General features: G+C 64.2%; 11 protein-coding genes. 8 read left to right on the top strand and 3 right to left on the bottom strand.

All coding sequences use genetic code 11. The features are described from left to right. Positions 1 to 26: 26 nt before the first annotated feature. The 3 genes from NKH95_RS07150 to glcF all read left to right on the top strand — a co-directional run bounded on the left by NKH95_RS07150 (position 27) and on the right by glcF (position 4300). Positions 27 to 1523, top strand: coding sequence for an FAD-linked oxidase C-terminal domain-containing protein (locus NKH95_RS07150; RefSeq protein ID WP_292459771.1), 1497 nt, complete (start codon positions 27 to 29; stop codon positions 1521 to 1523). Between the two features lie 235 nt (positions 1524 to 1758). Beyond that, on the top strand, positions 1759 to 2964 hold the full coding sequence (locus NKH95_RS07145; RefSeq protein WP_352722352.1) for an FAD-binding protein: 1206 nt from the start codon (positions 1759 to 1761) through the stop codon (positions 2962 to 2964). A gap of 10 nt (positions 2965 to 2974) precedes the next feature. Beyond that, positions 2975 to 4300 (top strand): glycolate oxidase subunit GlcF, encoded by a 1326-nt coding sequence (gene glcF, locus NKH95_RS07140; protein WP_023809025.1) that lies wholly within the window; start codon positions 2975 to 2977, stop codon positions 4298 to 4300. A gap of 176 nt (positions 4301 to 4476) precedes the next feature. On the opposite strand, the gene NKH95_RS07135 is transcribed toward glcF, so the two are convergent. Both NKH95_RS07135 and NKH95_RS07130 read right to left on the bottom strand, forming a co-directional pair. After that, the gene (locus NKH95_RS07135; protein ID WP_023809024.1) at positions 4477 to 5397 is read right to left on the bottom strand and encodes a bifunctional 5,10-methylenetetrahydrofolate dehydrogenase/5,10-methenyltetrahydrofolate cyclohydrolase; all 921 of its coding nucleotides are present in this window, start codon (positions 5395 to 5397) and stop codon (positions 4477 to 4479) included. A 259-nt stretch (positions 5398 to 5656) separates the two neighbouring features. Beyond that, positions 5657 to 6394, bottom strand: a complete 738-nt coding sequence (locus tag NKH95_RS07130) for a L,D-transpeptidase (RefSeq protein WP_023809023.1) — start codon at positions 6392 to 6394, stop codon at positions 5657 to 5659. Between the two features lie 215 nt (positions 6395 to 6609). Here NKH95_RS07130 and NKH95_RS07125 point away from each other — a divergent pair, with 215 nt between their 5' ends. Further along, positions 6610 to 7248, top strand: coding sequence for a DNA-3-methyladenine glycosylase I (locus NKH95_RS07125; RefSeq protein WP_023809022.1), 639 nt, complete (start codon positions 6610 to 6612; stop codon positions 7246 to 7248). 29 nt (positions 7249 to 7277) lie between these two features. Here NKH95_RS07125 and NKH95_RS07120 read toward each other — a convergent pair whose 3' ends face one another. Beyond that, complete coding sequence (locus tag NKH95_RS07120) at positions 7278 to 7532, bottom strand: hypothetical protein (RefSeq protein WP_023809021.1); 255 nt, start codon at positions 7530 to 7532, stop codon at positions 7278 to 7280. 227 nt (positions 7533 to 7759) lie between these two features. Between NKH95_RS07120 and hisS the strand changes: the two genes are divergently transcribed. The 4 genes from hisS to NKH95_RS07100 all read left to right on the top strand — a co-directional run bounded on the left by hisS (position 7760) and on the right by NKH95_RS07100 (position 13451). Further along, positions 7760 to 9265, top strand: a complete 1506-nt coding sequence (hisS, locus tag NKH95_RS07115) for a histidine--tRNA ligase (RefSeq protein ID WP_352676024.1) — start codon at positions 7760 to 7762, stop codon at positions 9263 to 9265. Positions 9266 to 9443: 178 nt separating this feature from the next. Beyond that, a complete protein-coding gene (locus NKH95_RS07110) occupies positions 9444 to 10565 on the top strand; it encodes an ATP phosphoribosyltransferase regulatory subunit (protein WP_023809019.1) in 1122 nt (373 codons plus the stop codon). Next, the gene (gene hisG, locus NKH95_RS07105; RefSeq protein ID WP_023809018.1) at positions 10562 to 11260 is read left to right on the top strand and encodes an ATP phosphoribosyltransferase; all 699 of its coding nucleotides are present in this window, start codon (positions 10562 to 10564) and stop codon (positions 11258 to 11260) included. The genes NKH95_RS07110 and hisG overlap by 4 nt, the downstream gene beginning before the upstream one ends. Before the next feature lie 418 nt (positions 11261 to 11678). Further along, complete coding sequence (locus NKH95_RS07100; protein ID WP_352774882.1) at positions 11679 to 13451, top strand: AMP-binding protein; 1773 nt, start codon at positions 11679 to 11681, stop codon at positions 13449 to 13451. Positions 13452 to 13455: the final 4 nt, after the last annotated feature.

The raw sequence follows: 13455 nt of genomic DNA, 5'->3' as shown, positions 1-13455 counted from the left end.
ACCAGTCAAGCGAAATGAGGCTGCTGATGTCCGGCTTGGCCATGCCGAAACCAGACGACGCCACGATGCGCCGGCGCGACGAGATCGTCGCCGACATGCGCATCATCGTGCCGGGTGAGGGCGTCGTCGACGCCGCCAATTCCATGCGCGCCTTCGAGAGCGACGGCCTGACCGCCTATCGGCAGCTGCCGCTGGTTGTCGTGCTGCCGCAAACGGTGGCGCAGGTTTCGCGCGTGCTGAAATACTGCAACGACCGCAACATCCGCGTCGTGCCGCGCGGCTCCGGCACCTCGCTGTCCGGCGGCGCGCTGCCGCTCGAGGACGCGGTGCTTTTGGTAATGAGCCGCTTCAACCGTATCCTCGAGATCGATTTCCCCAATCGCGTCGTCGTTGCCCAGCCGGGCGTCACCAATCTCGGCATCACCACCGCCGTCGAGCAGGAGGGCTTTTACTACGCCCCCGATCCATCCTCCCAGATCGCCTGCTCGATCGGCGGCAATGTCGCGGAGAATTCCGGTGGCGTGCACTGCCTGAAATACGGCCTTACCGCCAACAATGTGCTCGGCATCGAGATGGTGCTGATGAATGGCGAGGTGGTGCGGCTGGGGGGCAGTCACCTTGATGCGGAAGGCTACGACCTGCTCGGCGTCATGACCGGCTCCGAAGGGCTGCTCGGCGTCGTCACCGAGGTTACCGTACGCATCCTGAAGAAGCCGGAGACGGCACGTGCACTGCTGATCGGCTTCCCGACCAGCGAGCAGGGCGGTCAGTGCGTTGCCGACATCATCGGCGCCGGCATCATCCCGGGCGGCATGGAGATGATGGACCGGCCGGCGATCCATGCGGCGGAAGATTTCGTTCATGCCGGCTATCCCCTCGATGTCGAGGCGCTGCTGATCGTCGAGCTCGACGGCCCCGGCGTCGAGGTCGATCATCTGATCGGGCTGGTCGAGGCGATCGCCTACAAGAACGGCTCGACCACCTGCCGCATTTCGCAGTCGGAACAGGAACGGCTGAGCTTCTGGGCCGGCCGCAAGGCGGCGTTTCCGGCCGTTGGCCGCATCTCGCCCGACTACTACTGCATGGACGGCACCATCCCGCGCAAGGAGCTGCCGCGCGTGCTCGCCGGCATGCGCGAGCTGTCGGAAAAATACGGTCTCGGCGTCGCCAATGTCTTTCATGCCGGCGACGGCAATCTGCATCCGCTGATCCTCTACGATGCCAACGTACCGGGCGAACTCGACAAGGCCGAAAGCTTCGGCGCCGACATATTGCGGCTCTGCGTCAAGGTCGGCGGCGTCTTGACCGGCGAACACGGTGTGGGCGTGGAAAAACGCGACTTGATGCCGGAAATGTTCACCCAGATCGATCTCGACCAGCAGATGCGGGTCAAATGTGCCTTCGATCCCAACCATCTGCTCAACCCGGGAAAAGTGTTCCCGCAGCTGCGGCGATGCGCCGAGCTTGGGCGGATGCACATTTCCGGCGGCAAACTGCCGTTCCCAGACATTCCGAGGTTTTGAGGGATATGTCGGCGCTTGAACACCCCCCTCTGTCCTGCCGGACATCTCCCCCGCTAGGGGGGAGATTGGATGTCGTTTTGGCTTTCGCCAATCACCAAGGTTTGAAAGGCGCGGTCGTGCGAGCTGCCAATCTCCCCCCTTGCGGGGGAGATGTCCGGCAGGACAGAGGGGGGTGTGAAGAAACGCGGCCGATGTGGCCTTCCCCGCTTCGCTGGGCGAGGAACAGGGGTCGCCCATGACCACCTTCACCCCGACCACCTCATCCGAAGTCCCCTCCACCGTCGCCTGGGCAGCGGCGGAAGGCTCGCCGCTGGAAATCCTCGGCCACGGCTCCAAGCGTGGCATCGGCCGGCCGCTGCAAACCGAACACACGCTCGACTTGTCGAAACTCTCTGGCGTCACGCTCTATGAACCGGCTGAACTGGTGCTGTCGGCAAAAGCCGGCACACCGCTGGCCGAGATCGAAAAGCTGCTGGCGGAAAACGGCCAGCAGCTTGCCTTCGAGCCGATGGACTACGGCCCACTGCTCGGCGGCGAAGCTGGCAAAGGCACAATCGGCGGCGTGCTCGCCGCGAACCTCTCCGGTCCGCGCCGGCTGAAGGCGGGCGCGGCGCGCGATCATATCCTGGGCATCAATGTGGTGTCCGGGCGCGGCGAGGCCTTCAAGTCGGGCGGTCGCGTGGTCAAGAACGTCACCGGCTATGACATGTCCAAGCTGATGGCCAACAGCTGGGGCACGCTGGCCGCCTTCACCGACGTCACCTTCAAGGTGCTGCCGGCAGCCGAGACCGAAGTCACGCTCGCCATCCGTGGCTTGCTCGACGATGCCGCTGCCGCCGCCATGGCCCTGGCGCTTGGCTCGAGTGCTGAAGTGTCGAGTGCCGCCCATCTGCCGGAGCGGATCGCCGCGCGCGTCGCCGGCGGCAGTCTCGGCAGCGAGGCCGCCACGCTGCTGCGTGTCGAGGGTTTCGGCCCGTCGGTTGCCTACCGTATTGCCGCGCTGAAAACGCTGCTCGGCAAGGCCGGGCCGCTGCAGGAGATTGCCGGTGAAACCTCACGGCTGATCTGGCGCGATGTGCGCGATTGCAGGCCCTTCGCCGACAACGGCGAGAAACCGGTCTGGCGTGTCTCGATGACGCCGGGACAGTGCCACCAGATGGTCCTGACACTGCGCATGCAGGCCGCCGTCAGCGCCTTCTATGACTGGCAGGGCGGGCTGGTGTGGCTGCGCATGGAACAAGGCGACCCGGAAGCCGCCCTGCTGCGCGGGCTGTTGAGGAAACATGGCGGCGGCCATGCGACGCTGGTGCGTGCCGCACCTTCGCATCGCGCCGCTCTGCCGGTGTTCGAGCCGCAGCCGCCGGCGCTTGCCGCACTAGCGGTGCGCCTGAAACAGGAATTCGACCCGAAGAATATCCTCAATCCCGGCCGAATGGCCTAGGACATCAGCGATGCAGACCAATTTTTCGCTTGCCCAGCTTGCCGATCCGCATGTCGCGGAATCGGAAAAGATCCTGCGCAAATGCGTGCATTGCGGCTTCTGCACCGCCACCTGCCCGACCTATGTGACGCTTGGCAACGAGCTCGATTCACCGCGCGGGCGCATCTACCTGATCAAGGACATGCTGGAAAACGGCCGTCCGGCCGACAAGGAGATCGTCACCCATATCGATCGCTGCCTGTCCTGCCTTGCCTGCATGACCACCTGCCCGTCGGGCGTCAACTACATGCATCTGGTCGACCATGCCCGCGCCCATATCCAGGAGACCTACAAGCGGCCGCTGCTCGACCGCCTGACCCGCGCCATGCTGGCCTTCGTGCTGCCCTATCCCCAGCGTTTTCGCGCCGCGCTCAAGCTGGCGAAGCTGGGCAAGCCGTTTATGGGCTTGTTCGACAAGGTTCCGGCGCTGAAGCCGCTGAGTGCGATGCTCAAGCTCGCGCCGGCCTCGATCCCGACAGCATCGTCGATAGCTTCACCTGGCATCCATGCCGGGCAGGGGAGCAAAAGAGGCCGCGTCGCCATCCTCACCGGCTGCGCGCAATCGGTGCTCGATCCCGCCATCAACGACACCACGATTTCGCTGCTGACGCGGCTCGGTGTCGAGGTCGTGGTGCCACCGGGCGAGGGCTGCTGCGGGGCGCTGGTTCATCATATGGGGCGCGAGCAGGCCGCGCTTGCCTCTGCGAGGCAGAATGTCGATGCCTGGACGCGCGCCATCGAACAAGGCGGGCTCGATGCCATCGTCATCACTGCCTCCGGCTGCGGCACGACGATCAAGGACTACGGCTTCATGCTGCGGCTCGACCCGGCCTATGCCGACAAGGCGGCGCGCGTTTCGGCGCTGGCCAAGGACATTACCGAATATCTCTCGACCTTCGACCTGCCTGAACCGGCGCGCAAGCCGGGCACGGTCGTCGCCTATCACTCGGCCTGTTCGATGCAGCACGGCCAGAAGATCACCCGCCAGCCGAAGGAACTGCTCGCCAAGGCCGGCTTCATCGTGCGCGAGCCGCGCGAAGGGCATTTGTGCTGCGGTTCGGCCGGCACCTACAACATCCTGCAGTCCGAAATCTCGGCCAAACTGCGCGACCGCAAGGTGACAAACATCGAGGCGACGGGGGCTTCGATCGTCGCCACCGGCAACATCGGCTGCATCACCCAGATCGCTTCCGCCGCCAAGCTGCCGGTGGTGCACACGATAAAACTGCTCGACTGGGCCTATGGCGGACCGATGCCGGAAGGGGTCCCCGAGGAAAGGCTGGTTGCGGCTGAGTAGCGTGGCGTTGCCGCTGTCAGAGTTAACGGCAAGTCTCCCTCATCCGGCCGCTTCGCGGCCACCTTCTCCCCGAGGGGAGAAGAGGTTTGCGCCGGCGGTGACAATCTCCTCTCCCTCGGGGAGAGGTCAGCCGAGCGAAGCGGAGGCTGGGTGAGGGGGCTGGCGCCGCTCTGTGCTTACTCCGCCGCGAGCCTGTCCGCCGTGCCGTAGGTCGCCTCATAGAGCGCGCGCTGGCGGCTGAGCGCGACCATGGTGTTGCGCAGCAGGATGGCGACCGTGATCGGGCCGACGCCGCCCGGCACCGGGGTGATCCAGGAGGCGACCTCGCGGACGCTCTCGGTGTCGACGTCGCCGACGATGCGGCTTGAGCCGTCGGGGCCGATTTCGGAATTGATGCCGATGTCGATGACGGCCGCACCCGGCTTGACCATGTCGGCCTTGATCAGCCGCGGCTTGCCGACGGCGACGAACAGCGCATCGGCACGTCGCGCATGGGCGGCGACCGACCGCGTCATGTGGTGGCACACGGTCACCGTCGCGCCTTCGCTCATCAACAGGAAGGCGATCGGCTTGCCGACGATTTCCGAATGGCCGACGATGACGACTTCCAGCCCCTTGAGGTCGGGGCCGGTTTCCTTGAGCAGTTCGACCGAGGCCGCCGCCGTGCAAGGCGCGAGATCGAGCTGGTTGTAGACGATGTTGCCGATCGAGGCCGGATGCATGCCTTCGACATCCTTGAGCGGATGCACCGCCGCCTGCAGCGTCCTGATCGGGATATGCACTGGGACCGGCCGCTGAATGATGATGCCGGTGACGCGCGGATCGGCATTCAGGCCGTGAATGGCCGCTTCCAACTCGCCTGCCGTGATGGTGGCGGGAAAGCGCCGTTCCTCGAAATCGATGCCGGCGAGCTCAGCCTTGGCGCGCTGGTTGCGTACATAAACATCCACCGCATCGGTGTCGCCGACGGTGATCGAGATCAGCTTGGGCGGAAAACCCTCGGCTTTGGCGATCGCGGCGTCCTCGCGAACGGCGGCGATGATGCGCTGGGCGACCGGGCCGCCCTTGAGATAACGGCTGTCTTCGGACAGGAGCATGGGTGAACTCTTTTGTGGAACTAGCCACCGAGATAGCAAAAGAATGCGGTAAAGGGCAGCATGAAAGCGAACCGCTATGCCCGTTGCGCGACGCGTGGGTGACCTTTGCCCTCGATTTCTGCTCAAAAACGGAAAGGGCAGCGCGGTTTCCCGTGCTGCCCTTCCTGACCGGCCGCATCCCCATACGGCCCGTCCCCCGTTGTCCCTAACCGGCTCGAAAAGCGGACTGCTTTGCCGGCCAAGTGATTCGCAAGACCTACTATATCACCTCGACCGTGGTTCCGACATTGACCCGTTCATAGAGGTCGACGACGTCCTCGTTGCGCATGCGGATGCAGCCCGATGACACCGCACCGCCGATCGTCCACGGCTGGTTGGTGCCGTGGATGCGGTACTCGGTCGTGCCGAGGTAGAGCGCGCGGGCGCCAAGCGGGTTCTCCGTGCCGCCGGCAAGATAGGTCGGCAAATAGCGGCCCTTGGCGGCTTCACGCTTGATCATCTGCGCCGGCGGGCGCCAGTCCGGCCATTCGCGCTTGTTGGTGATCTTGTGCGTACCCGACCATTCGAAGCCCGGCTTGCCGGTGCCGACGCCATAGCGCCTTGCCTTGCCGTTCTTCTCGACCAGGAAGAGGAAATTCTGCGTGGTGTCGATGACGATCGTGCCCGGCTTCTGGCCTCCGTCATAGTCGACTTCCTGCGGCAGGTAGATCGGGTTGATCTGAGGACGCGCGACCATGCGCTTGGCCGGCGGCTGCACCGCCGCCGTCTGCACCCGGTCGGGCTGCGCCGGGCGCAGGCGCCGCTGTTGCTGGACGACCTGGCGGTTCTGGCGCACGATGCCGGGTGCCTGGCCAAGCTGCAGCACCCAGGGTGCGGAAAGGTCGGGGCTCACCATCACCGGCGGCCTGTCGGCATAGCGGTCGCCGGCGGTTGAGGGTGTGACGCCGGCGGCAAACACAGCCACGGCGCCGAGCACGGGAAACAGAACTGTCTTCATCGTAACGCACCTTGATCGTCTGATACAAAACGGGTGGAAACGTCCTCCCGGTTCGGCGATCATTGGCGCGCAAGCAGCAACCGAAACATGAATCGGAATGCGTAAAATGCGGAACTGTCGGTAAACCTTTTGGTGTGGTTACCGCCGGGTTCAGGAATCTGGTAAAGCCGCAGTAAATGCCGCGCAAAAGCGCGTTAACGAACGGATTTTGGCTTATGGACAAGGAAAACACCGGACTGCTCGCCGGTCCCGATGGTGTCGCGCGCTGCTTCTGGCACGGCAATCTGCCCGACTATCTGCACTACCACGATCATGAATGGGGCCGGCCTGTGGCCGACGACCGCAGGCTGTTCGAAAAGATCTGCCTCGAAGGCTTTCAGTCTGGCCTGTCGTGGCTGACCATTCTGCGCAAGCGGGAGAATTTTCGCGAAGCCTTCGCCAATTTCGAATTCGACAAGGTCGCCGCCTTCACCGACAAGGATGTCGAGCGCCTGCTCGGCAATGCCGGCATCATCCGCCATCGCGGCAAGATCGTCTCGACCATCAACAACGCCAAGCGCGCCCGCGAAATGGCCGACGAGTTCGGCTCGCTGGCCGCCTGGTTCTGGAAGTTCGAACCCGGCAAGGAGGAGCGGCCGCAGATCGTCGATCTCGCCCATCTGCGCGCCAACCCGACCACGGCGGTCTCGGTGCGGATTTCGAAGGAGTTGAAGAAACGCGGCTGGAGCTTCGTGGGGCCGACCACTGTCTACGCCTTCATGCAGGCGATGGGCCTGGTCAACGACCATCTCGAGGGCTGCATCTGCCGCAAAGAGGTCGAGAAGCAGCGGAAGGCGTTCAAAAGGCCGAAGTAGCCCCTCTACTTCCGGTAAAGCGAGTAATTTCAGGTGCCGTTGGCGCTGGCCAGCACCAGGCCGGCGACGATCGCCACCACCGTGGCCACGGTCGGATAGATCACCAGCAGGCCGGTCATCAACGCGTCGCGCATGGATGGGCCTTTGCCGGTGTCGGCCGGCACTTCGAACGGGCCGGCAGCCTGGCTGACCATTTTCGGAGCGTGGATGTCGGCCGGGCGCAAGCGCGCGGGCAATTCGCCGGCTTCGCCATCAATAGCGTAAAATCTTGCTGTGCTGACCATGGCCCCGAGCCCTCATTTACCCCGCCTTATCGGCGACGATTGTGTCGGCACGATGCCGCACCCGTGTCGGGATTGTTTCATTTTCGATGCGGTTTTGTTTCACGGAGGTTCGAGCGTGGTGCTGGGTGCCGACCCTTGCCGCTCCCGGCTGCATCAGTTAGGAAACGCGCGCTGCCGAATAGGAAATTTCCTATCCCGCAACGCCACGAAACACCGGATGCTCACTCATGGCCGACAAATCGGAAAAGACGAAAGCGCGGCTGCCGCGCGGTTTTGCCGACCGCAGCGCCGAGGATATCCGCGCCGTCGAGAAGATGATGGCGACGATCCGCTCGGTCTATGAGCTTTACGGCTTCGAACCGGCAGACCAGCCGCTGATCGAATACACCGACGCGCTCGGAAAATTCCTGCCCGACCAGGACCGGCCGAACGAAGGCGTGTTCTCCTTCCAGGATGACGACGACCAGTGGCTGTCGCTGCGCTATGACCTGACCGCGCCGACGGCCCGTTTCGTCGCCGAGAATTACGAGCGCCTGCCCAAGCCTTACCGCAGCTATCGCTCCGGCTGGGTGTTCCGCAACGAGAAGCCAGGCCCCGGCCGCTTCCGCCAGTTCATGCAGTTCGACGCCGACACGATCGGTACGCCGGGCGTGGCCGCCGACGCCGAAATGGCGATGATGATGGCCGACGTCATGGAAGCGCTCGGCATCAAGCGCGGCGACTACGTCATTCGCGTCAACAACCGCAAGGTTCTGGATGGCGTGCTGGAGGCGATCGGGCTTGGCGGCGAGGAGAATGCCGGACGAAGGCTGACGGTGCTGCGCGCGATCGACAAACTGGACAAGCTCGGGCCGGAAGGCGTGAAGCTTTTGCTTGGCCCGGGCCGCTGGGACGGTGGCAAGGAAGGCGAAGGCGACTTCGCCAAGGGCGCCGGGTTGAATAACGGGCAGGCCGAGGCAGTCCTTCTCGCGACAGCGAGGAATGCACAGGTAGGCCAGGATTCCATGGTCAGTTCGAATGCCATCTACCAGGAAGGCGTCGGCGAACTCGCCACGATTGAAGCGCTGGTCAGGGCGGCAGGATATGGCGAGGACCGTATCGCCATGGACCGCTCGGTCGTGCGCGGCCTCGAATACTACACCGGCCCTGTCTTCGAAGCCGAGCTGCTGGCCGAAATCCCCAACGAGGACGGCCAGATCGTGCGCTTCGGCTCGGTCGGTGGCGGCGGTCGCTATGATGGTCTGGTTTCGCGCTTTCGCGGCGAGCCGGTGCCGGCGACCGGCTTTTCCATTGGCGTCTCCAGGCTGATGACGGCGCTGAAGAACCTCGGCAAGCTCGACGCCTCGGATGTGATCGCACCTGTCGTCGTGCTGGTGATGGACAAGGACACCGACAGTCTCGGCCGCTACCAGAAGATGGTGGCGAGCCTGCGCGCCGCTGGCATCCGGTCCGAAATGTATCTCGGCGGCGCCGGCATGAAGGCGCAGCTCAAATATGCCGACCGGCGCGGCTGCCCGGTCGCGATCATCCAGGGCGGCGACGAGCGCGCCAAGGGCGAACTGCAGATCAAGGACCTGATCGAAGGCGCCCGCATGTCGGCCGAAATCACAGACAATGCCGAATGGCGCGCCGTCCGCCCGGCGCAGGTGACGGTGGCGGAGGGCGAGCTGGTCTCCGAGGTTAGGAAGATCCTGGGGGCGCAGGCTGCTGATCGCGCGAAAGGTGGCGCTTGAACACCCCCCTCTGGCCTGCCGGCCATCTCCCCCGCAAGGGGGGAGATTGGATGTCACGTGGGCTTTCGCCAATCTCCAGCGTTGAAGAAGAGGCGCTGAGCCTCAAGCTGCCGATCTCCCTCCTTGCGGGGGAGATGGCCGGCAGGCCAGAGGGGGGTGCCTCGCGCCCATCCGCTCCATGACCTCCCGCACCCCCGCCATCTCCACCGACATCACCAACCTCTTCGCCACCCGCAACACGCATGCGGTCGAAGTCGCCATATTGCAGCCGGCCGACCCGTTCCTTGACATGGCCGGCGAGGATCTACGCCGCCGTATCTTCCTGACCGAAAGCGAAACCGGGCAGACATTGTGCCTGCGGCCGGAATTCACCATTCCGGTCTGCCTCGACCACATAAGCTCGCAGGCCGGCACGCCGCGACGCTATTCTTACCTGGGCGAGGTGTTTCGCCAGCGCCGCGAAGGCGGCAACGAGTTCTTCCAGGCCGGCATCGAGGATCTTGGCGACCGCGATACCGCTGGAGCCGATGCCCGCTCGGTGGCCGATGCGCATGCGCTGCTGTCGCTGGTGCTGCCTGGCCAGGCATTGGCGATCACGCTCGGCGATCAGACTATTTTCGAGGCGGTTCTGGCTGCCCTTGGCTTGCCGCGCGGCTGGCGCATGCGCCTTGCCCGTGCGTTCGGCTCGGCGCCGATGCTTGAGGCGGCTCTCGCCGATCTCGCCAACCCGCCGCGCAACAGCCAGCTCTCCGGCCCGGTCGCGGCCCTTGTGCTAGACGGTGATCTGGACGGTCTTTCCGCCCATATCGCCAGCGGCATGGAAGAGGCGGGCCTGTCGGCGTCCGCCGGGCGCGCGCCGTCCGACATTGCCCGGCGGCTGATCGAGAAAGCCGAATTGCGCAGCGTTCGGCTGTCGAGCGAGGCCTTTTCCGCGCTGAAGGATTTTCTGGCGATCGACGTTCCGCTTGATGGCGCAACCCAGGCGCTGGAGTCCTTCGCCACCGGCGCCGGGCTGTCGCTCGATGTCGCGCTGGAAAAGTTCGCTGCCCGCGCCAAGGCGATCGAAACGTATGGCTTGCCGGCCGATAAAATCCGCTACGACGCCGCCTTCGGCCGCCCGCTCGATTACTACACCGGTCTTGTTTTCGAAATCGCGGCCGACAATGGCGACCGGCCGCTGGTCGGCGGCGGCCGCTATGACCGGCTGCTGACCCTGCTTGGCGCGAAGACGCCTATCCCCGGCGTAGGCTTTTCGGTCTGGCTCGATCGCATCGAGGCACTGCGGGAGACGGCGCCATGATCACGCTGGCGATCCCGTCGAAAGGCCGCCTGAAAGAACAGGCGCTGGACGTGCTGGCCAAAGCCGGCCTCGCCGTCAGCCTGCCAGGCGACGAGCGCAAGTACCACGCCCGCGTCGAGGGTCTGGATGATGTCGAAGTGGTGTTCCTGTCGGCTTCCGAAATATCAGGCGAGATCGGCCAGGGCGCCGTCGATCTCGGCATCACCGGCGAGGACCTGGTGCGTGAAAACCTCGCCGACTGGGAGGCGCGCGCCGAAATCGTCGCCCGTCTCGGCTTCGGCAATGCCGATGTCGTGGTGGCTGTGCCGGATATCTGGCTCGATGTCGACACCATGGCCGATCTCGACGACGTCGCCGCCGATTTTCGCCAGCGCCATGGCCGGCGGCTGCGCATCGCCACCAAATACTGGCGGCTGACCCAGCAATTCTTCTCGCAGAAGCACGGCATCCAGGTTTATCGTATCGTCGAGAGCCTAGGGGCTACCGAAGGCGCGCCGGCGGCCGGTCTGGCCGATGTCATCGTCGACATCACGACCACCGGCTCGACGCTGCGCGCCAATCATCTCAAAGTGCTGGGCGATGGCCTTGTCCTGCGCTCGCAGGCCTGTCTGGTGGCGTCGAAGAAGACACGGGCGGCGGCTGATGAGGCGCTCTTGCGCGACATTGCCGCGAAGATGGCGGCTGCGGCCGGATAGCGGCGGGGCCCACTACCCTTAGGGCCCCGACCCAGCTTAAGAACCCTGACGGCCGCCCAGCGGTGTCGGTAGCGTTTGCGCCGGGGTTTTCATGTTGATAGGAATTTTTTCTTGACCCGTGAGGGCAGCTATGCTACATTTTTGCCCATGGTGCTGATTTGCGCCAGCGACCCGCCGCCCAGGCGGGTTTTTGCGTTTTGGGGCTTCGTCAACCAACGCGAAGCTCCGAAGCATCGTTGACCTGCCACGACGATCGGCGGGTTTTCACCACCCCCTCAGGCTGATAGGTTCGGCCAATGCATGTCGCCCAAAAGTGATCTCGGTTTTGGGAGAACGACATGCATAAAAACAAGGACCTAAAGCGCGTCGCATGATTCCGTTTCAGCGCGACACGCTTTAGTCCCGGGAGGAGAGAGCGATGCCGGTCAATCTCGACGAGCTGAAGAACGCCAGCAATTTGCGCGGACGCGGCGCGCGTGCTGGCGGTGTCTTCGTGGCACCCGTCGACAACAGGGCGCATGTCTCTGGCGAACGCAGCGTGCCGCTGCTCGACAAGACCATCCCCGCGCTGTTTTCCGACACCGTCAGCAAATACGGCACGCTCGACGCCGCCGTTTTCGTTGATCAGGACAAGCGCTTCACCTGGAGCGAACTGTCGGACACAGTGGACGCGCTGGCTGCCGGCTTCCTGGCACTGGGGTTGGCAAAGGGCGATCGCGTCGGCATCTGGTCGCCCAACCGCTGGGAATGGCTGGTGACGCAGTTCGCCACCGCCCGCATCGGCCTGATCCTGGTCAACATCAACCCCGCCTATCGGTTGACCGAGCTCGACTATGCGCTGAACAAGGTCGGCTGCAAGGCGCTGGTCACCGCTGCCAGGTTCAAGACGTCAGACTATCTCGGCATGATCGAGACGCTGGCACCCGAGATCGCCAAGGCCACACCGGGCAAGCTCAAGGCACAGAAACTGCCGGCGCTGAAGATCGTCATCCGCATGGGCGACGAGAATTCGCCCGGCATGTTCAATTTCGGCGACGTGCTGGCCATGGCCGGGCGTGACGAGCATGACAGCCTCGACCGCATCTCGGAGAAGCTGAAGCCGGGCGAGGCCATCAACATCCAGTTCACCTCAGGCACCACGGGAGCCCCCAAGGGCGCGACGCTGACCCACAGCAACATCGTCAACAACGGCAATTTCGTCACTTCGGCGATCAAGCTGACCGTCGACGACCGGCTGTGCATTCCGGTGCCGCTCTACCACTGCTTCGGCATGTCGATGGGCACGATGGGTTGCGTCTCGAAAGGCGCCACCATGGTTTTTCCGGGAGAAGGGTTCGACGCCGGCGCCACACTGAAGGCGGTGGCGCAGGAACGCTGCACCGGGCTTTATGGCGTGCCGACCATGTTCGTCGCCCTGCTGGATCATCCGGATTTTTCCGCCTTCGATCTCTCCAGCCTGCGCACCGGCATCATGGCCGGCTCGCCATGCCCGATCGAGGTGATGAAGAAGGTGGTGTCGCTGATGCATATGGAACAGGTGACCATCGCCTACGGCATGACCGAGACCAGCCCGGTCTCGTTCCAGAGCGGCGTCGACGACCCCTTGGAAAAGCGCGTCTCGACCGTCGGGCGCATCCATCCCCATGTCGAGGTAAAGGCGGTCGATGCCGATGGCGCTACCGTTGCGGTCGGCGTACCGGGTGAGCTTTGCACGCGCGGATATTCGGTGATGAAGGGTTACTGGGACGACGAAGACAAGACCCGCGAGGCGATCGACAGCGACGGCTGGATGCACACCGGCGACCTCGCCACCATCGATTCCGAGGGTTATTGCAACATCGTCGGCCGGGTCAAGGATATGGTCATCCGCGGTGGCGAGAACGTCTATCCCAGGGAGGTCGAGGAATTCCTCTACCGCCATCCAAAGGTCAAGGAGGTGCAGGTGTTCGGCATTCCCGACGCCAAATATGGCGAGGAGCTGTGCGCGTGGATCGTGCTCAAGCCCGGCCAGATCGCCACCGAGCAGGAGGTCAAGAACTTCTGCGCCGGCCAGATCGCCCATTACAAGATCCCCCGCCACATACGCTTCCGCACCGAATTGCCGATGACGGTGACCGGCAAGCCGCAAAAGTTCTTGATGCGCGAGGCCATGGTGGAGGAACTGGGGCTGGTGGCGCAGAAGACGGCGTGAGCGA

Source organism: Mesorhizobium sp. M0848, assembly GCF_040319805.1.
In the GTDB taxonomy this organism is placed as follows: domain Bacteria; phylum Pseudomonadota; class Alphaproteobacteria; order Rhizobiales; family Rhizobiaceae; genus Mesorhizobium.
The sequence above is the reverse complement of the archived record's forward strand: the minus strand, read 5'-3'. Positions and strand labels throughout refer to the sequence as shown.